The sequence below is a fragment of the Cupriavidus sp. FW305-3-2-15-C-LB2 genome, from assembly GCF_058787575.1.
This window is the reverse complement of sequence record NZ_JBYSZW010000001.1, coordinates 198,630-216,057: the sequence shown is the minus strand read 5'-3', so window position 1 is coordinate 216,057 and position 17,428 is coordinate 198,630. Positions and strand designations below refer to the sequence as shown.

Annotated in this window: 19 protein-coding genes; 1 reads left to right on the top strand and 18 read right to left on the bottom strand. The window is 67.9% G+C overall.

Going from position 1 to position 17,428, the window contains the following annotated elements; translation table 11 throughout:
* Positions 1 to 18: 18 nt before the first annotated feature.
* From AC3WRR_RS01125 to AC3WRR_RS01040, 18 genes are all read right to left on the bottom strand, one after another.
* On the bottom strand, positions 19 to 435 hold the full coding sequence (locus AC3WRR_RS01125; RefSeq protein WP_492295783.1) for a MaoC family dehydratase: 417 nt from the start codon (positions 433 to 435) through the stop codon (positions 19 to 21).
* 10 nt (positions 436 to 445) lie between these two features.
* Positions 446 to 889: a MaoC family dehydratase N-terminal domain-containing protein gene (locus AC3WRR_RS01120; protein WP_492295782.1), complete on the bottom strand. Its 444-nt coding sequence runs from the start codon at positions 887 to 889 to the stop codon at positions 446 to 448.
* A 139-nt stretch (positions 890 to 1,028) separates the two neighbouring features.
* Entirely contained in the window at positions 1,029 to 2,015 is a 987-nt protein-coding gene (locus AC3WRR_RS01115; RefSeq protein ID WP_492296034.1) for a Bug family tripartite tricarboxylate transporter substrate binding protein, read from the bottom strand.
* Between the two features lie 67 nt (positions 2,016 to 2,082).
* Entirely contained in the window at positions 2,083 to 2,868 is a 786-nt protein-coding gene (locus AC3WRR_RS01110; RefSeq protein ID WP_492295780.1) for an SDR family NAD(P)-dependent oxidoreductase, read from the bottom strand.
* Positions 2,865 to 4,370 carry an AMP-binding protein gene (locus AC3WRR_RS01105; RefSeq protein ID WP_492295778.1) on the bottom strand — a complete coding sequence of 502 codons (1,506 nt, stop codon included), beginning with the start codon at positions 4,368 to 4,370 and terminating at the stop codon, positions 2,865 to 2,867. Before AC3WRR_RS01105 ends, AC3WRR_RS01110 begins: the two co-directional genes overlap by 4 nt.
* Positions 4,371 to 4,382: 12 nt before the next feature.
* The gene (locus tag AC3WRR_RS01100; RefSeq protein ID WP_492295776.1) at positions 4,383 to 5,558 is read right to left on the bottom strand and encodes an acyl-CoA dehydrogenase family protein; all 1,176 of its coding nucleotides are present in this window, start codon (positions 5,556 to 5,558) and stop codon (positions 4,383 to 4,385) included.
* 25 nt (positions 5,559 to 5,583) lie between these two features.
* Positions 5,584 to 6,987: a dihydrolipoyl dehydrogenase gene (gene lpdA / locus AC3WRR_RS01095; RefSeq protein WP_492295775.1), complete on the bottom strand. Its 1,404-nt coding sequence runs from the start codon at positions 6,985 to 6,987 to the stop codon at positions 5,584 to 5,586.
* The gene (locus AC3WRR_RS01090) at positions 6,984 to 8,180 is read right to left on the bottom strand and encodes a dihydrolipoamide acetyltransferase family protein (protein WP_492295774.1); all 1,197 of its coding nucleotides are present in this window, start codon (positions 8,178 to 8,180) and stop codon (positions 6,984 to 6,986) included. The genes lpdA and AC3WRR_RS01090 overlap by 4 nt, the downstream gene beginning before the upstream one ends.
* A gap of 4 nt (positions 8,181 to 8,184) precedes the next feature.
* Entirely contained in the window at positions 8,185 to 8,976 is a 792-nt protein-coding gene (locus tag AC3WRR_RS01085) for an enoyl-CoA hydratase/isomerase family protein (RefSeq protein ID WP_492295773.1), read from the bottom strand.
* Positions 8,977 to 8,987: 11 nt separating this feature from the next.
* Positions 8,988 to 9,965 (bottom strand): alpha-ketoacid dehydrogenase subunit beta, encoded by a 978-nt coding sequence (locus AC3WRR_RS01080; protein ID WP_492295771.1) that lies wholly within the window; start codon positions 9,963 to 9,965, stop codon positions 8,988 to 8,990.
* Positions 9,962 to 10,957 carry a thiamine pyrophosphate-dependent dehydrogenase E1 component subunit alpha gene (locus AC3WRR_RS01075; protein WP_492295769.1) on the bottom strand — a complete coding sequence of 332 codons (996 nt, stop codon included), beginning with the start codon at positions 10,955 to 10,957 and terminating at the stop codon, positions 9,962 to 9,964. Before AC3WRR_RS01075 ends, AC3WRR_RS01080 begins: the two co-directional genes overlap by 4 nt.
* Positions 10,954 to 11,343 carry a MaoC family dehydratase gene (locus AC3WRR_RS01070; protein ID WP_492295767.1) on the bottom strand — a complete coding sequence of 130 codons (390 nt, stop codon included), beginning with the start codon at positions 11,341 to 11,343 and terminating at the stop codon, positions 10,954 to 10,956. The genes AC3WRR_RS01075 and AC3WRR_RS01070 overlap by 4 nt, the downstream gene beginning before the upstream one ends.
* Complete coding sequence (locus tag AC3WRR_RS01065) at positions 11,340 to 11,744, bottom strand: hypothetical protein (RefSeq protein WP_492295766.1); 405 nt, start codon at positions 11,742 to 11,744, stop codon at positions 11,340 to 11,342. Before AC3WRR_RS01065 ends, AC3WRR_RS01070 begins: the two co-directional genes overlap by 4 nt.
* Positions 11,741 to 12,139 (bottom strand): Zn-ribbon domain-containing OB-fold protein, encoded by a 399-nt coding sequence (locus AC3WRR_RS01060; RefSeq protein ID WP_492295764.1) that lies wholly within the window; start codon positions 12,137 to 12,139, stop codon positions 11,741 to 11,743. The genes AC3WRR_RS01065 and AC3WRR_RS01060 overlap by 4 nt, the downstream gene beginning before the upstream one ends.
* Position 12,140: 1 nt before the next feature.
* On the bottom strand, positions 12,141 to 13,295 hold the full coding sequence (locus AC3WRR_RS01055) for a thiolase family protein (protein WP_492295763.1): 1,155 nt from the start codon (positions 13,293 to 13,295) through the stop codon (positions 12,141 to 12,143).
* Entirely contained in the window at positions 13,295 to 14,083 is a 789-nt protein-coding gene (locus tag AC3WRR_RS01050) for an enoyl-CoA hydratase/isomerase family protein (protein ID WP_492295761.1), read from the bottom strand. The genes AC3WRR_RS01055 and AC3WRR_RS01050 overlap by 1 nt, the downstream gene beginning before the upstream one ends.
* Positions 14,080 to 15,228, bottom strand: coding sequence for an acyl-CoA dehydrogenase family protein (locus AC3WRR_RS01045; RefSeq protein ID WP_492295759.1), 1,149 nt, complete (start codon positions 15,226 to 15,228; stop codon positions 14,080 to 14,082). Before AC3WRR_RS01045 ends, AC3WRR_RS01050 begins: the two co-directional genes overlap by 4 nt.
* 102 nt (positions 15,229 to 15,330) lie before the next feature.
* On the bottom strand, positions 15,331 to 16,107 hold the full coding sequence (locus tag AC3WRR_RS01040) for an enoyl-CoA hydratase/isomerase family protein (RefSeq protein WP_492295757.1): 777 nt from the start codon (positions 16,105 to 16,107) through the stop codon (positions 15,331 to 15,333).
* Between the two features lie 110 nt (positions 16,108 to 16,217).
* Between AC3WRR_RS01040 and AC3WRR_RS01035 the strand changes: the two genes are divergently transcribed.
* On the top strand, positions 16,218 to 17,381 hold the full coding sequence (locus AC3WRR_RS01035; RefSeq protein ID WP_492295755.1) for an acyl-CoA dehydrogenase family protein: 1,164 nt from the start codon (positions 16,218 to 16,220) through the stop codon (positions 17,379 to 17,381).
* Positions 17,382 to 17,428 lie beyond the last annotated feature (47 nt).

Genomic DNA, 17,428 nt, shown 5'->3' with positions numbered 1-17,428 from the left:
ACTCCTCCGATGTATAGATCATGCGCCCAGCGCCACAATGGCTTCGCCGGACAGTTTGATTTCGCCCGCCGCGTTGCGGGTGTTGATTTCCAGCCGCACGGTCCGGTTGGCCGCATCTTTCTCCACCACCTTGCCGCTGCAGGTGATCTGCTCGTGCAGGTGTGTAATCGCGCTGAAGCGTACGCGGTACTCCTGGATCGTTTCCTGGTCGGTCCAGTTGGTCAGGAGTTGCGCCAGGTAGGCCATCGACAGCATGCCGTGAGCGAACACGTCTGGCATGCCCGCCGCTTTGGCGAAGTCCGAATCGATATGGATCTGGTTGTGGTCACCGGATGCGCCGGCGTAAAGCGCCAGCGTGGCGCGGCTGACCGGGTCGGTAGTAAACGAGGGCAGCTCGTCGCCAACACTGATTTCGGAAAACTTCATGTTTTGCATGCCTGTCTCCTCAGTGCCGCACCACCAATGTGTTGCGCAGTTCCGCCACGAGGGCGCCGTGGTCGTCGGTCACGTCGATCTGGCGCACAACGAACTCCAGCATGCCCCCCTTCTTGTCATAGATGTCGGCGATGCGCGTTTCAAAGGTCAGCCGCTCGCCGGCAAACACCATCCGGTGGTACTTGAACGCCTGCTCGGCATGCAGGATCTTGCGCACATCGATGTCCAGCAAGTCGAGCGTGGCGCGCGGATTGGGGGAATCCATCATGTCCAGGCAGAACAGGAAGGTGGGCGGCACGGGTAGGCTCTTGCAGCCGGCGTCCCGCGCGGCGGCAAAGTCGCTATAGCGCGGGTCGCGCTGGCCGGTGGCCTTGGCGAACAGGCGCAAGCGACCGGACTCAACCTCCGTGGTGTGGCGCGAGATGACCGCGCCGATATGGGATCTGTCAATCATTCTTGTTTCTCCAGCATTTAGCCGCTTGCGGCAGTGTGCAAAAAAACATTGGCAGGATTGCGGATCGCTCCGCGTCAGAAAACGCCGTACGCGCCAATCGGCTGCGCGCCCTCGCCTGTCCTGCCCTCTGGCCCCAGACTCAGTCCAGCTTGATACTGGCGGCGCGGGCAATGCCGGCCCACACTGGCGTATCGTCGCGCAGCACTGCCGCCAGTTCGGCCGCTCCCGATCCCACCGGCTGCATGCCGGTGGCCTGCAACCGCTTCGACACTTCCGGCAGCCGCGTCACCTGGCCCACTTCCGTGGACAGCCTGGTGAGGATAGCCGCCGGCGTGCCCGCCGGCGCGAACACGGCGATCCAGCCGTACGGTTCGAAGCCGAGATAGCCGAGTTGCCCGAAAGTCGGGACGGCGGGCAAGCCCTTTGCCCGTGCCGAGCCGGTAATGCCTATCACCCGGAGTTTCGGCGAGCCGAGATGGCCGGATGCCGAACTGATATCGACGAAACCGCAATCGATCTGGCCTGCCAGGATGTCGCTCAGCAATGGCGCGGCACCCTTGTAGGGAACGTGCACCATATCGATACCGGCGCGCATCTTGAACAGTTCGCCGTGCATGTGCGAGGACGTGCCGATGCCATACGAGCCAAAATTCAGCTTGCCTGGGCGCGCCTTCGCCAGCGCCACGAATTCCGCGACCGTGTTTGCCGGGACGCTGGCCGAAACGATGAACACGTCCGCCGAAGTCGCCACCAGTGAGACGGGCGTGAGGTCACGCGCAAAGTCGTACGGGATGTTGGCGTAGAGGCTGGGGATCTGGATCAGCGCGGTAAATCCAAGCAGCAGTGTGTAGCCGTCCGGCGCCGCCTTGGCCACGGCGTTATTGGCAATCATGGTGCTGGCGCCCGGCCGGTTATCGACCACCACCGGCTGCCCCAGCGACTGAGCCATGTGCTGGCTCAGCAGCCGTGCGACGGTGTCGGCCCCGCCACCCGGCGGCGTCGGTACCACCAGCCGGATTGGTCGCGCGGGGTAGGACTGCGCCCGCGCCAGGCAACTCCAGCTACCCAGCGTCGAGGCACCAAGCGCCCCCACTGTGGCCACCCATTTCCGTCTTGCTGTATTGATCATTTGTCTCCCCCTTCGCTATCAGGTTGAATTTGACAGGGATGTCTTGCCGGAGCCGCTGACGGCGCTATCGCCTCAACCCGCCATAGCTGGCCCAGGAACCCGCCACAAGGTAGCCGGCATCCACCGGCAGATTGACGCCCGTGATCGCCGCCGCGCTGTCCGAGGCCAGGAAGACCACCGCGCGGGCCACATCCTCCGCGTTGACCAGCCGTCCTAGCGCCGCGCTTTGCGTAAGCTCGCAAGCATCCAGCGTATGTGTCTCCATGCCCCGTTCGAGCGCGGGTGTGAGAGTGAAGCCGGGCGAGATGCAGTTGACGCGCACGCCCTTGGGCCCCCATTCCCCTGCCAGGCACTCGGTCAGGCTGATGACGCCGGCCTTGGCGGGGGCATAGGAGTGCAGCGGCCCGGAGCGCATCCCCGCCACCGAGGCGATGTTGACAATGCTTCCCTTGCCACGCCTGGCCATCTCGGCGCCGAACTGCCTGCAACACAGGTAGGTGCCGCGCAGGTCGATCCGCGCGACCCAATCCCACTCCCGCAGCGTCAGGTCCTCCGGTGGCAACGTGCGCTGCAGCACGCCGGCGCAGTTCACCAGCACGTCGATCTCGCCAACCTGGGCCTGCGCCAGGCTTGCGGCCGCCTGGACCGAGGATTCCTCGCCGACATCCATTTCGACCGCAATGCCGCCAGTCTCGCGGGCCGCGCGTTGCGCCGCCAGCGCGTCCTTGTCGGCCACGACCACGCTGGCGCCTGCACTCGCCAGCAGCCTTGCGCAGGCCAGGCCAATGCCGCGCGCGCCGCCGGTCACCAGCGCCCGCTGCCCCGAGAGGTCTATCGATACGCCCGTCATTGTCCTTCTCCTGATACAAGCTCCTCGCGCAAGACCCGCTTGAGCACCTTGCCCGACGGGTTGCGCGGCAGCGCCTCGCGAATGACCAACTGCTTGGGTGTCTTGAATCCCGCCAGCCGCCCATCGCAATGCATGCGCACGTCTTCCAGCGTCAGGCGCTCGCCTTTGCGCAGCACCACCACCGCAGTCACGCGCTCGCCCCAGCGTTCGTCCGGCAGCCCTACCGCGGCGGCTTCGGCCACCTGCGGCAACTCGTACAACACCCGCTCGACCTCGGACGACGCGATGTTCTCGCCGCCGCTGAGGATCATGTCCTTCTTGCGGTCAGTAAGGAAAAGAAAACCTTCGGCGTCGAGATAGCCGATGTCGCCGGTGCGGAACCAGTCATCGAAAAAGCTGGCGCGGGTCTTCTGCTTGTCGCGCCAGTAGCCGCGCGTCACCTTGGAGCCGCGCAGGCAGATCTCGCCGGCCTCGCCGGCCGGCAGCGGACGGCCGTCGTCGCCGCGGATCTCGATCTGCACGTTCGCCAGCGCCCGTCCGGTCGAGCCGATTTTCTCGATCTCGCGGCCCGCTTCCATCATGGTGTCGCCGGAGCAGCTCTCGGTCAGGCCGTAGGCATCGATGTAGCGGGCGGACCTGAACAAGGTCGCGAACTCTCGGATGCGCTGCTCGGGCGTGCGCTCGCCGCCGCCCACCAGCCAGCGCAAGCTCGACAGGTCGAAGCGCTCGCGCCCTTCCAGCGCCAGCGTCCGGTTGAGCATCACAGGTGCCATCCAGCCGCCGGTCAGGCGCTCGCGCTCGATCAGCGCCAGGACTTCGCGCGGGTCGAAATCGCGCAGGATCGCCAGCAGCCCGCCCACCTGCAAGACGGCCAGCCCCGGCAGGTCGAATGCACCCACGTGATACAGCGGCCCCACCACCAGCAGGCGGTCGTCGCGGCCCAGGCCCAGCGCGGCAATGTGGTCGTAGCACTTCCACGCGTAGTTCTCGTAGCTGTGCGTCACGCCCTTGGGCCGGTCGGTGGTGCCGGACGTATACATTAGGCGGAACAGGTCGTCGGGCTTGCTCGCATGGCCCCGCACGCGCGGCGCCATGCCGGCGGCCAGATGGCTGCTGTCGGCCTGCGCGGCGGTGTCGAGCGTGATAATCCGGTCGCAGCCCCCGGCACTGGCCCGCAGTTCCTCGTCGACGAACAGCAGGCTAGCGCCGGCATGCTGCGCGATATAGCCGACCTCATCGGCGCCAAGCCGGTAGTTGACCGGCAACAGTACCGCGCCGACGTGGCTGACCGCCAGCGCCAGCTCGACAAAGGCGGCGCTGTTCTTCATCAGCAGCGCGACCACGTCGCCGGGCCGTACACCGTGCGCATCCAGCAGACCTGCCACGGCCGCGACACGCCCGTGGAGCTCGGTATAGGACAGGTGCCGGCCTTCATAGATCAGCGCGGTGCGCTGCGGTTCGGTGCGCGCCCACCAGGCAACGCTCGTGCTCAGGGATACCATGGCCGCGCTCCCTCAATACGACTTGGGCATGCCCAGGTCGTGCATCGCCACGTAGTTCAGCACCATCTCCTCCGACACCGGCGCAAAGCGGAACAGCCGGCAGTCGCGCCACAGCCGCTCGACGTGGTACTCCTTGGCATAGCCCATGCCGCCCATGGTCTGCATGGCGCGCTCCGTGGCACGCGCCACGGCCTGCGCGGCGATCAGCTTGGCGGCATTGGCTTCGCTGCCGTACGGCAGGCCCATGTCGAAATTGGTGGCGGCCTTGTGGTTCAGCAGGCGGGCGGACTCCACCTCCACATGGCATTGCGCCAGCGGGAACTGAAGCCCCTGGTAGGCGCTGATAGGACGATCGCCGAACACCTTGCGGTCGTTGGCGTAGTTCACCGCCAGCCTGATGGCAAGCTCGCCGGTGCCGACCAGCCCGGCCGTGGTGACGATGCGTTCGGTGTTGAGTACGTCCAGCAGCTCGCGCCAGCCCTTGTGCAGCGTGCCGACCAGCTCGTCCGGTTCGATCCGTACGTTGTCGAAGAACACGCTGCTCGAATCGAGCGTGCAGGTGCCGAGCTTGTCGATCGGGGTGTGCGTGAGGCCTTCGCGCTGCACGTCGATCATGAACATCGACAGGCCGTCGGTGCGCGACTCGCCCTCGCCGACCTTCTTGGTGCGGGCGATAACCAGCATCTTCTGCGCCGACTCCACGCCGGTGATCCAGACCTTGCGCCCGTTCAGGCGCCAGCCACCGGCGGCCTCCGCCGCCGCAAATGCCTTGAGTTCGAGCGTGTTGGTGCCGGCATCCGGCTCGGTCAGCGCCATGCAGCAGTTGATCTCGCCGCTGATGATTTTCGGCAGCAGTTCGGCGCGCATCTTCTCGTTGCCGAAGCGGGAGATCGACACGCCGCCGAAGATCGGGTTGATCATGAACAGCTGGCCGACCGTCGAGCCGCCGCCGGTGGCGGCCAGGCTTTCCACGATCAGCGACATCTCGAACATGCCCAGCCCGCTGCCGCCATGCTCGGTCGGCAACGCCACCCCGCACAGCCCGGCTTCACACACCGCTCGCCAATACTCGGCCGGAAACGCCTTGTCGGCGTCCTGCTTGCGCCAGTACTCCAGGCCGAAGCGCTCACCGAGCTGGCGAGCGGTGTCGATGATCATCTTCTGCTCGTCATTGAGTCGGAAGTCCATGGCTTGTCTCCTCTGCTTCTTCGATTCAGATATGCAGCGCCCGGCCGAAGGCGGCCAGCACCGATTCATGCATTGCTTCCGACAGCGTCGGGTGCGGGAACACGGTTGCGATCAGTTCGGCCTCGGTGGCCTCCAGCGATGCAGCCAGCGCGAAGCCCTGGATCAGCTCGGTGGCATCCGGGCCGACGATGTGGGCCCCCAGCAACTCGCCGGTGACGTCATCGAACACGGTCTTGACAAAGCCCTCCGGCGCGCCAATGGCGATCGCCTTGCCGTTGCCTTCCAGCGGGAAGCGGCCCACGCGCACCGCACGACCACCTGTCCGGGCCTCCGCTTCGGTCAGGCCGACGCTCGCGGTCTGGGGATGGCAGTACGTGCAGGCCGGCACCCGCGGGTGCTGCGCGGTGACGTCGTCGTGCAGGCCGGCGATGCGCTCCACCGCGGCCAGCCCCTGGTGGCTGGCCTTGTGCGCGAGCATCGGCGCACCCACCAGATCGCCGATGGCCCAGATGCCGGGCTCGCCGGTCTGCCCCCACTCATCCGTGACCACCTGGCCACGCTCGACGCGCACCCCGGTGTGCTCCAGGCCGAGCCCGTCGGTATTGCCGGCGAGGCCGATCGCCACCAGCACGCGTTCGGCCTCCAGCGCCTCACTGCGATCCGCGCCCTGCAGCTGCACGCGCACGCCGTCGTTGCCGACGCTGGCCCCTTCGACCATGACGCCGGTGCGCACGGCGATGCCGTCGCGCTCGAAGGCGCGCTGCACGAAGGCGGACACCTCGGCGTCACCGCCGGGGAGCACGCGCGGCTGCGCCTCGACCACTGTGACCCGGGTGCCCAACGTGGCATAGAAGCTCGCGAACTCCATGCCGATGGCACCGGCGCCGATCACGACCAGCGAGCGCGGCAGCGCCGTGGCGGCCAGCGCGTCGCGGTAGCTCCATACGCGCCCGCCGTCGAACGGCAGCGCGGGCAACGCGCGCGCATGGGCGCCGGTGGCGAGGATAGTATTGCCGGCCGTGAGCCGCTGCGCGCTGCCTTCAGCCGTGCGCACCTCAATGGCACGGTCAGGCGTGAAGGCGGCAGCGCCCATGAAAACCGTCACACCGGCCTTCCTGAGCAAGTGAGCGACACCACGGTTCAGGCGCTGGGCCACACCGCGTGAGCGCGCCATGACTTTCAGGAAGTCGATGACGGGCTCGCCCACCTGCAGCCCGAGTTCTCCCGCGTGGCGGATGTGCCGCAGCGTGTCTGCCGTATGCAGCAATGACTTGGTCGGGATGCAGCCCCAGTTCAGGCAGATGCCGCCCAGGTGCTCGCGCTCCACCAGCGCCGTGCGCAGGCCGAGCTGCGCGGCACGCAGTGCCGCGACATAGCCGCCCGGGCCGCCGCCGATCACGGCAAGGTCAAAGGTGCGCGCCGCCGTCATGGCACCAGCAGCGCCAGCGGCTGCTCCAGGTAGTTGACGATGCGCTTGAGCAGGCCGAGCGCGTTGACGCCGTCCAGCACGCGGTGATCGGCCGACAGCACCAGCCCGATCTCGCGCCGCAACGCAGGCTGGCCCGCGGCGTCGGGGCGGAACAGCTCGCGCACGCTGCCGACACCGAGGATCATGGCCTGTCCCGGGTTGATGATCGAGGTCATGTAGGTCACATCGTGCATGCCGGCGTTCGATACGGTGATCGCCCCGCCCGCCATCTCGGCCGCGGCCAGGCGGCCCGCTTGGGCCCGTTCGATCGCGCTGCCCGCGGCCCGCGCCAGCGCCCGCAACGGCTGACGGCCGACGTCGCGCAGCACCGGCACGGTCAGGCCGCGCTCGCTGTGGACCGCCATGCCGACGTCGCTGGTGTCGAGGCTGAGGATGCCCTCGTCGGTCCACACGCGATTCAGGTGCGGCAGGTCCGCCAGCGCCCGGCCCACTGCGGCGAGGATGAAGTGGTTGAGCGTGAAGCGGGTGCCGTCCTGCGCCGCATTGAGCTCGGCGCGCAGCACCATCAGCTTGGAAAGCTCGGCTTCCACCGACAGATAAAAGTGCGGAATATCGCGCTTGGCGGCCAGCAGCCTCCGGGCGATGGTCTGCTCCACCGCGCTGGGCTGGCTCAGGTTGGCACCGGACGGCGCGAAGACGGCGGCCGCGGATGCGGCGTCAGGCAGGTCGCGCAGGCGGATGCGTCCGCGCGGGCCGGAACCGCGCACGTTGGCCAGGTCTATGCCGCGCTGGACGGCGACGCGGCGCGCCAGCGGCGTGACCGGCACGCGTTGGCCTGCCTCGCCAACGGGGGGGGCAGGCACGGCAACCGGTGCGGCAGCCGGCAGCGCCTGCGGGGCAGCCGTGCCGTTGGCGTGCGGCGATGCCTTGCCATTGACCGGCGCTTCGCCCTCGATGCCGTCGTCCCAGTAGCCGATCACCTCGCCTACCGGCAGCGTGGCACCGGCGTCGATGCGGACCTCAAGCAGCCGGCCATCAGCCTCTGCCTGGATCTCCGTCGCCGCCTTCTCAGATTCAATGACGAAGATGCCCTGGTCCGCCTTGAAGGACTCCCCGGGGGCCACCATCCATTCGACCAGCGCGCCCTCGGTCATGGTCAGGCCGAGTTTAGGAACCAGTAGTTCGCGTCGCATGGCGTCAGCGTCCGGTGAAGGTCGGCTTGCGCTTGTCGAGAAAGGCGCGGCAGCCTTCGTGCGCGTCGGCGCTGTCGAGCACCAGGCCGATCATGGCCTGTTCGTGCGCCAGTGCGGACGGCAGCGGCATGTCGGCTCCGTCACGCAGCGCGCGCTTCAGGATGCGCAGCGTCAGCGGCGACTTCTCCGCGACGCGTCCGGCCAGCGCCAGCGCCTCGTCGAGCAGTTGCGCGCGCGGCACGGTGCGGTTGCACAGACCCAGCGCCACAGCCTCGGCAGCGGTGATCTGGTCGCCGGTGAACATCAGTTCCTTGGCACGACACAACGGGATCTGGCGGATGATGCGCTGCGAGCCGCCGGCGCCGGGAAACAGGCCCAGCGTGATTTCCGGGAGTCCCAGCTTCGCTTCCTCGGCCACCAGCCGGATATCCAGCGTCAGCAGGATCTCGGTACCGCCACCCAGTGCCCAGCCGTTGATGGCGCCGATGGTCGGCTTGTCGCACACCTCGAAGCGGCGGAACACGCGGTGGATGACCTCGGCGAATTCCTGGTAGTGGGCCAGGCCGTCGCGGCTGTCGAGGTCGGCGATATCGCCGCCGGCCACAAAGGCACGGTCGCCAGCGCCGGTCAGCACGATGGCGCGCACCGTGTCGTCGCGCTCCAGCCGCGTCAGCGCGAACTCGAGCGCCAGCAGCGTGTCGATGTTGAGCGCGTTCAGCGTCTTGGGCCGGTTGATGGTCAGCAGGCCGATGGGGCCGCGCGTCTCGCACAGCACCAGGTCGTTGGTGTCGGACATGGGAACTTCCTTCAGGAAAGGGTTTTGCGGACGGCGGCCGCGACGGCCTCCGCGCTGATGTTGTAGCCCTGCTCCAGCGAGGTGGCGAACGGCACCGGCATGAACGGCGCGGCCACGCGCAGCACCGGTGCGTCGAGCTCGTCGAAGCCTTCGTCGGCCAGCGTGGCGACGATCTCCGCGCCCACGCCGAACTGCTGCACGGCCTCATGCACCACCACGGCCCGGTGCGTGCGTGCCAGCGACGCCAGCACGGTGGCGCGGTCCCACGGCTGGATGGAACGCAGGTCGATCACTTCGGCTTCGACCCCCTCTTTCTCCAGCGCGGCCGCCGCCTCCAGGCAAGTGAACACGGTGGCGCCGTAGGTCACCAGCGTGACGTCACGGCCCGGCCTCGCGATCCGTGCCTTGCCGATCTCCGCGCGCACGCCGGTATCGACGTTGCCCTTGCGGGCGTACAGGCCCTTGTGCTCGACAAACACGACCGGGTCCGGGTCTTCGATGGCGGCGCGCAGCAGGCCATATACGTCCTGAGGCTCGGCCGGGCACACCACCTTGAGGCCAGGGATGTGGGCCAGCCACGCCTCCAGGCACTGCGAGTGCTGCGGACCGGCACTGAGGCCGCCGCCGTGCGGGGCGCGCAGCACCATCGGGACGCTGCCCTGCCCGCCGAACATGAAGCGCGCCTTGGCGGCCTGGTTGACCAGCGCGTCCATGGCCAGCGTGATGAAGTCCATGAACATGATCTCCACCACCGGCTTCAGCCCGGTCAGCGCGGCACCCACGGCAGCCGAGGCTATGGACGATTCCGAGATCGGCGTGTCGCGCACCCGCTCCGGGCCGAAGGCCTCCAGCAGGCCACGCGTGGCCTTGAACGATCCGCCCGCCGCGCCGATGTCCTCGCCGAGCAGCATCACGCGGGCATCGGCCTCCATGCTGTCGCGCAGCGCTTGCACGACAGCATGGACATATCGCATTTCAGTGCCGCTCATGCGTGGGCTCCCTGGGTGTAGACGTCGGCCAGCGCGGCCTCGAACGATGGCAGCGCGTCAGCACGCGCCGCCGCGATGGCAGCCTCCACGGTTGCACCGGCCTGCGCGTCGAGTGCATCGACCTGCGCGCCGGTGGCACCGCCTTCGATCAGCGCGAGGCGGCCGCGCGCCAGCGGACAGTGGTCGGCAAGCGACTTCAGTTCATCGGCATCGCGGTACTTCTGCGCATCGCCCTCGAAATGGCCGCGCACGCGATGGGTGATGCACTCCAGCACGAACGGGCCCTTCCCTTCGCGCAGCGCCGCGACGGCCGTGCGCGCGGCGTCAGACACAGCCAGTGCGTCGTTGCCGTCCACGCGCACATGGGCGATGCCGAAGGCCCTGGCCAGTCCTTCCAGGGGCGCGGCGAACTGGCTCGAGGTGGGCGAAAACTCCGACCAGCCGTTGTTTTCGCATACCAGCAGCAGCGGTAGCTGCCACAGCGCGGCCATGTTCATTGACTCGTGCAGCACGCCTTCGGCCATCGCGCCGTCCCCGAAGAAGGCCACGGCCACGCCGCGCGACTTGCGCACCTGGTGCGCCACGGCGCTGCCCAGCGCGATGGGGATACCCGCGCCGACGATGCCATTCGCGCCCAGGATCCCCAGCGACAGGTCAGCCACGTGCATCGAGCCTCCGCGGCCCTGGCACAGGCCGCCGGCACGGCCCATGATTTCCTTGCAGAAGCCCTCCACCGACATGCCCCGGGCCAGCACGTGGCCGTGCCCGCGGTGGGTAGTGGCAAGGGTGTCCTGCCGGTCGAGCGCGCTGGCAATACCGGCGGCCACGGCTTCCTGCCCCACGCTGAGGTGGATGAAGCCGGGCACTTCGCTGTCGGCGAACAGCCGTGTCAACGCCTGCTCGACCTGGCGGACCAGGGTCATGGTGCGGTACAGGTCCAGCCGGCGCTGCTGCAACTCGCCGGTAGCCTGTGCTGTCTCGCGCTGACTCATGCTGACTCCTCGCTGGCCTGCAGGCAGACGGTGCCGGCCACGCGGTCGGTGCCGTCGTCGCCACGCACCCAGACATCCAGCACGTCGGGCTGCTGCACATTCGGCGCGCCGCCGGCGGTCAGCATCTCGCCGACGCGTACTGGTTTCACAAAGCGGATGTCGAGGTCCAACGCGCCCAGGGCATCGGCCCCAAAGCTGCGGAACAGCGCCTGGTACAGCAGGCTGATCGACATGGTGCCGTGGGCGATTACGCCGCCCATCGGCGTCTTCGCGGCGAATGCCGGATCAAGGTGGATCGGGTTGTAATCGTCGCTCAGTTCGGCGTAGGCGCGGATCACGTCCGCATCCACGCGCAGCGTTGCAGTCTTCAGGGGTTCCATGGTCATGCCGCCCAGATCAGTGTGAGACGCCCGTCGTAGATCGGTCGACCGCCGTCGCCGGTGCCGATGGCACGCAGTTCGACGTAGCGGCGCTCGCGTTTCAGCTCCTTGCTCTCGCAGCGCATCACAGTGCGGATGGCCTCGCCCTTGCGCGGCACGCCGCGCATCGACAGGCGCTGGCGGCTATGCACGTTGCCTGGCGGGCGCGGCGTGACAACGCCGAGATAGGCGCGCATCATCATCACCACAGCGACGCCGGCGCCCTCGGCCGCGCCGTTGGCGCCATCTTCGGCGCCGGCGCCGAAGATGCGCTGCCAGCCCTGTGCCAGCGCGGCGTCGAAGGTGACGGTGGCCTCGCCCAGCACTGCGCCGGGCTCGAAACGCTCGAAGGTGAAGGTTTCATTCATGCGATCACCTCCGCCTGGGGCAGCTGCACGCCTTCCACGCTGCCGAAGGTGATCCGCACCGGATGGTCGATACCGAGCGGCACCGTGGTGCCGTCCTTCACGTTGACCATCAGGCGGAAGCCTTCGTCCATCTCGATGATGGCGATCACATAGGGCACCTCGTCGCGGAAGGCGGCGGTTGGCGCGCGGTAGACCGTGGTGTGGCTGAGGATTCGGCCGCGGCCGGTGGAGGTCTTCCATTCCAGCGTGCCCTGGTGGCAGCCGGCGCAGCAGGTGCGCGGGATAAGCTGGATCTGGCCGCAGCGGGCACAGCCCTGGAAGCGCAGCACGCCATCGTTGCAGCCGTCCCAGAACGGCCGGGTTTCCGCCGTCGGGCGGGGCAGGGGTCGGCTCATGTCAGTGGACTCCGAAGACGAGAGAGCAATGTGCGGAGAGGATGCCGCCGTCGCCATGCACGAACGCGAGCTTCGCGTTGTCGACCTGGCGTGCGTCGGCACGCCCGCGCAGCTGGTGCACTGCCTCGACGGCGTGGAACATGCCGCCGGCGGCGCCGGAGTGGCCGTAGGAGAGCAACCCGCCGTGCGTGTTGCACGGCAGCCGGCCGCCCAGGCCCAGCTCGCCGCGCAGGGCGGCGGGCCCGGCCTCGCCGCGCTCGAAGAAGCCGATGGATTCCAGCTCGACCAGCAGCGTGATCGTGAACGAATCGTAGATCTGCGCGACGTCGATGTCGGACACCTTGACCCCCGCCCGCGCGAACGCGGCCGCGGAGGACGCCTTGCAGCCGAAGTCGGTCAGGCTCGGTGCCGCGACGATGTGCTCGTGCGTGTGGCCCTGCCCGGCGCCGAGGATCTCCACAGGCTTGCCGCGCGTGCCGGCCGCGCCGGCCTTGCTGCTGACCACCACGGCTGCACCGCCGTCGGAAACCAGGCAGCAGTCGAACAGCCGCAGCGGCGAGGCAATCTCGCGGGAGGCCATCACCTGCTCGATGCTCAGGGGTTCGCGCTTGTGCGCCTTGGGATGGCGCGCGGCATGGCGGCGGTGCTCGACGGCGATGGCAGCCAGGTGCTCGCCGGTCACGCCATACTCATGCATATAGCGGCGCGCCACCAGCGCGTAGGAGGCCGGCACGCTGATGCCGAACGGACGCTCGAACTGCTGGTGCCCCACTTCGGCCAGCGCGGCCACGGCGCCGTCGCGCGACATGCCGGTCAGGCGGTTGTCGCCGGTGACAACCAGCACGTGGTTGCACTGCCCGCTGGCCACCAGCGCCGCAGCCTGCATGATCATGATGCAGGCGCTCGCGCCTCCGGCCTGGATCGCCGCGCAGTAGCCCGGATGGATGCCGAGGTATTCGCAGAAAACCGAGGCCAGCATCAGGTGCGGCTCGGTGAACGAGTAGGCGCACAGCACGCCGTCGATGTCGGACAGCTGCAGGCCGGCGTCCGCCACCGCGCCAAGCGCGGCCTCGGCGTGCAGGCCCATGCAACTGCTGCCCGGCAGTTCGCCGACAGCGGTGTCGTGGGCGCCGGTGATGTAGGCGTTCATCGTCATCAGCGGCCCTCCCCCTTGAAGGCCAGCGGCCGCTTGTTGAGGAAGTTGGCGACGGCCTGGTCGTGGTAGTCGGAATGGATTGCGACCGCCTGCGCGTTGGCTTCCAACTCGGCCAGCGTGTCCTGGTCGAGGTTGAACGCGCGGTTCAGGACGTTTTTGGCCATGCCCAGGGCGTCAGTGGAGGCATGGTGATAGCGCTCCGCCATCGCCAGCGCCTGCACCATCAGCTGCTCGGGCGGCACGATGTCGTACAGGATGCCGAGGCGTTGCGCTTCCTCCGCGCCGACCTCGCGTGCCGAGAACACGATGTCTTTGGCGCGCTGCAGGCCGACGATGCGCGGCAGCAGGAAGAAACCGCCGAGGTCCGGCACCAGTCCGATGCGGCCAAAGACAGCGCAGAAGCGCGTGCGTGGCGTGCCGAGGATGAAATCGCAGGCCAGTGCCAGGTTGAAGCCGGCGCCGAAGGCGGGACCGTCCACGGCGGCGATCACCGGCTTCTCCAGGTTGACCAGTTCCCGGAACCAGATATGCAGGCGGCGGATGCGCTCCCGGTCGCGGAAGATCGGCCGCTTGCCCTCGGACAGCGACTTCAGGTCGCCGCCGGCGCAGAAGATGCCCTCGGCACCGGTTATGACAACGGCACGGATGCTGTCATCATCGCGCGCCTCGTAGACGGCTTCGGCAAGGCCTTGCCGCACTTCGAGGTCGAAGGCATTGCGGCGCTCCGGCCGGTTCAAGCGGATGACAAAGGTGGCGCCGTGGCGCTCGCGCAAGACAAAGTCGTTCATGGTTTGAATCCCAGGCTGCGTGCAATGATGTTTTTCTGGATTTCGCTGGTGCCCTCGCCGATCACGTACACCAGCGCGTCGCGGTGGATGCGGCCCACCGGGTATTCGCGCATGATCCCGGCGCCGCCGTGGATGCGGATGGCCTGTTCGCTGACCGAGAGCGCGGTTTCGCTGGCAATGAGCTTGACGCGCGCGGCGGTGGCAGCGTCCAGCGTCTCCTGGTCCACGCGCCAGGCGCCGTAATAGACTAGCCAGCGCGCCGCTTCGATGCTTGCTGACATCTCGGCCAACTTGTGGGCGATCGCCTGATAGTTGCCGATGGGCCGGTTGGCAACGATGCGGTCGTTGGCGTACGCGGTGGCGGCGTCGAAGGCGGCGCGCGCCATGCCGAGAGCATTCGCGGCCACGCCGACACGGTTTTCCGACAGCGATTCGAGGATTACCGGATAGGTGCCCTCGCGAGCGCCGAGCAGGCAGTCGTCCGGAACGAAGGCGTCCTCGATGTGGATCAGCCCGGTCTCGGAGGCGCGGATGCCCTCCTTGCGCAGCTTGTGAATGTCGAAGCCCTTGTTTGGCAATTCGACAATGAACAGGCTGATGGCTTCCGGCGTCAGCTCCGGGCTGGTGCGGGCGGCCACCAGCAGGAAGTCCGCGATCGGCGCATTGGTGATATAGAGCTTGCTGCCGTTGAGCTTCCAGCCGCCCGGCACTTTTTCGGCGCGGGTCTTCATGGCACGGATGTTGGAACCGCCGTCCGGCTCGGACAGGCCGAAGCCGGCGATCTTGTCCCCCGCCACCGCCGGCTTGAAGAAACGCTCACGCTGCTCAGCGGTGCCGGCCTTCCAGATCGGCCAGATGCCCAGGTGCGAGTGCGACGACCAGGCCGAGGCAAAGCCCTGGCTCATGTAGCTCAGTTCTTCGCGCACGATGCAGTCGCTGACCTTGTCCAGGCCGCTGCCGCCGTCGGCTTCGGGGTAGCGCACACCGAGCAGGCCCAGTTCCCCCCAACGCTTGAACACATGACCCGGGAAAACCTCGGTTTCGTCGGCCTCGGCCACCAGGGGCGCCAGCTCGTCGCAGCACAGGCGACGCACCGTGTCGCGCACGGATTCGTGTTCCTGGGAGAAAGTGAAATCAAGACTCATGGGAAGGGATCTCCTTTGGCGGGATGGCTGCGGTCATCCCGTTAATTCTTGATGGCGAATAATATTCTGTTAAAAGAATAGTAACGGCACATTAGGACGGCGTCAACCATGCTGCGGCGAGCGGGCGCGAGCACCCAGAGCGTCCAGGTAGCCCAGGATCCGGTCGCGCACCCCGGGCCGCTCATAGTTCTCAGCCATCAGCGGCGCCACGGCCCGCACCCGGGCCAGCACGGCCTGGGGCGGCTGAGTGCGCTGGCGCGCCTGACGCGCGGTGTGCAGGCCGCTGGAGCGTTCCAGATACCAGTCGACGCGGGCCTGCGCCGCCAGCCCGAAGCCATCCGCCGGCAGCACCTCGGTGACAAGGCCGGCACGGCAGGCATCCTCGGCGCTCAGCGATGCGCCACCGAGGCACAGGCGCTGTGACAGCGCCGGCGCGACGCGCGACTGCAGCACGGCTTCGACGATCACCGGATACATGCCGAAACGGATCTCCGGCGCGGCAATCTGCAGATCATCGGCAGCGATCACCAGGTCGGCAAGGCCAAGCAGGATCGCGCCGGCGCCGGCCGCGCGGCCGCGCGCCACCGCAACCAGCGGCGCCGGACAGCGGGCAAAGGCAGTGATCATGTTGAGCAGCGCGTGCTCCTGCGCTGCCAGCGCCCCGGCACCGGCAGCGAATTCGGCGATGTCGGCGCCGGCGCAGAACAACGCCGGGGAGGCGCTGTCCAGCACCAGGACGTCACCCTCGCGCGCGCCGGCGGCAGCGCCGGCCAGCGCCTGCATCATCTGCGCGGTCATGGCGTTGGCCTTTTCCGGGCGATTCAGGGTCACGGCCAGGCGGTCGGCGTGGCGGGTAATATGGACAAGGTCTTGATTCATGGCGGGAAGCTCCTGCAGGTAGGTCGAGCGTGGCGCACTTGTGCGCTCCAACGCTTGCGTTATTCGTTTTGGAGAATTATGCTCTCCATACAGAATACTTCACAGGAGACATGATGAGCAAGAACCTGCCCCGGCCAACGCCCCGCAATTCCGTCGACCGCGAGGCCTTCCGGGACATGTGCCGCGCCTTCGCCCAGAAGGAGATCGGCCCGCGCTGGCAGAAGGCCGACGACGAGAAGCAGTTCCCGCGCGAGTTCTACGTGGCCTGCGCCAAGGCCGGCCTGATCGGCATCACGGCCTCGGAGGACGTTGGCGGCGCCGGGCTTGGCGCCTATGAGGAAGCCATCGCCATGGAGGAACTGGCCAAGGTCAACCCGAACCTGGCCGTATCGGTACTGGTGCAGAACGTGGCCGGGTCGATCCTCTATGAATATGGCGACGAGGAGCACAAGGAACTGGCGCGCCGCAACATCGCCGGCGAGTGCATGGTGGCCATCACCATCACCGAGCCGGAAGCCGGCAACGACGTGCAGAACGTGCGCACACGCGCCACCCGCGACGGCGACGACTGGCGCCTGGACGGCATCAAGTCCTTCATCACGCTTGGCGGCGACGCCGACGTGCTGGTGACGCTGGCCCAGACCGACCCGTCCGCCGGCCGCCACGGCATGCGCTTTTTCGCCGTGGATCGCCGCACCGAGGGCATCCAGACCAGCCAGATCGACACCTACGTCAATCGCCCGGCGCCGACCTTCCGCGTGATGTTCAACGAGGCGAAGGTGCCGGAGCGCCGGCGCCTGAATGCAGGCTTTGCCGAGATCATGGCCGGCTTCAACCGCGAGCGGATCATGGTAGCGGCACGCTGGCTCGGCCACATGCAGACCGCGCTGGACTGGGCGGTGGACTATGCCAGTACGCGCAAACAGTTCGGCAAGGCGATCGGCGCCAACCAGTCGATCGCCTTCTCGCTGGCGCAGGCCCACCTCGACGTGGAGGCCGCGCGCCGCCTGACCTACTACGCAGCGGAACGCTGGGACAGCGGCGCGCCGCTGGAACAGGTCATCCTGGATGTCTCCACGGCCAAGCTGCATTCGACCCAGGCGGTGGTGCGCGTCACCCAGACCGCGCTGCACGTGGCGGGCGGCTGGGGCCTGACCTCCGAGCTGCCGGCCATGCGCTGGGCCATGGATGCGCTGGTTGCGCCGGTCACGGTCGGCAGCGTCGAGATCCAGCAGCGCGCCATCGCGCGCCAGCTCGGCCTGCCGGTGGACTGACCACCTGCCCGCGTAGGCTCGGTTCGCGCCCGCGCCTGCCAGGCGCG

Excerpts from the sequence above, each read along its gene's own strand:
- AC3WRR_RS01125 (WP_492295783.1), bottom strand. The coding sequence starts at position 435 with ATGCAAAACATGAAGTTTTCCGAAATCAGTGTTGGCGACGAGCTGCCC.
- AC3WRR_RS01120 (WP_492295782.1), bottom strand. The coding sequence starts at position 889 with ATGATTGACAGATCCCATATCGGCGCGGTCATCTCGCGCCACACCACG.
- AC3WRR_RS01110 (WP_492295780.1), bottom strand. The coding sequence starts at position 2,868 with ATGACGGGCGTATCGATAGACCTCTCGGGGCAGCGGGCGCTGGTGACC.
- AC3WRR_RS01105 (WP_492295778.1), bottom strand. The coding sequence starts at position 4,370 with ATGGTATCCCTGAGCACGAGCGTTGCCTGGTGGGCGCGCACCGAACCG.
- AC3WRR_RS01100 (WP_492295776.1), bottom strand. The coding sequence starts at position 5,558 with ATGGACTTCCGACTCAATGACGAGCAGAAGATGATCATCGACACCGCT.
- lpdA (WP_492295775.1), bottom strand. The coding sequence starts at position 6,987 with ATGACGGCGGCGCGCACCTTTGACCTTGCCGTGATCGGCGGCGGCCCG.
- AC3WRR_RS01090 (WP_492295774.1), bottom strand. The coding sequence starts at position 8,180 with ATGCGACGCGAACTACTGGTTCCTAAACTCGGCCTGACCATGACCGAG.
- AC3WRR_RS01085 (WP_492295773.1), bottom strand. The coding sequence starts at position 8,976 with ATGTCCGACACCAACGACCTGGTGCTGTGCGAGACGCGCGGCCCCATC.
- AC3WRR_RS01080 (WP_492295771.1), bottom strand. The coding sequence starts at position 9,965 with ATGAGCGGCACTGAAATGCGATATGTCCATGCTGTCGTGCAAGCGCTG.
- AC3WRR_RS01075 (WP_492295769.1), bottom strand. The coding sequence starts at position 10,957 with ATGAGTCAGCGCGAGACAGCACAGGCTACCGGCGAGTTGCAGCAGCGC.
- AC3WRR_RS01070 (WP_492295767.1), bottom strand. The coding sequence starts at position 11,343 with ATGACCATGGAACCCCTGAAGACTGCAACGCTGCGCGTGGATGCGGAC.
- AC3WRR_RS01065 (WP_492295766.1), bottom strand. The coding sequence starts at position 11,744 with ATGAATGAAACCTTCACCTTCGAGCGTTTCGAGCCCGGCGCAGTGCTG.
- AC3WRR_RS01060 (WP_492295764.1), bottom strand. The coding sequence starts at position 12,139 with ATGAGCCGACCCCTGCCCCGCCCGACGGCGGAAACCCGGCCGTTCTGG.
- AC3WRR_RS01055 (WP_492295763.1), bottom strand. The coding sequence starts at position 13,295 with ATGACGATGAACGCCTACATCACCGGCGCCCACGACACCGCTGTCGGC.
- AC3WRR_RS01050 (WP_492295761.1), bottom strand. The coding sequence starts at position 14,083 with ATGAACGACTTTGTCTTGCGCGAGCGCCACGGCGCCACCTTTGTCATC.
- AC3WRR_RS01045 (WP_492295759.1), bottom strand. The coding sequence starts at position 15,228 with ATGAGTCTTGATTTCACTTTCTCCCAGGAACACGAATCCGTGCGCGAC.
- AC3WRR_RS01040 (WP_492295757.1), bottom strand. The coding sequence starts at position 16,107 with ATGAATCAAGACCTTGTCCATATTACCCGCCACGCCGACCGCCTGGCC.
- AC3WRR_RS01035 (WP_492295755.1), top strand. The coding sequence starts at position 16,218 with ATGATGAGCAAGAACCTGCCCCGGCCAACGCCCCGCAATTCCGTCGAC.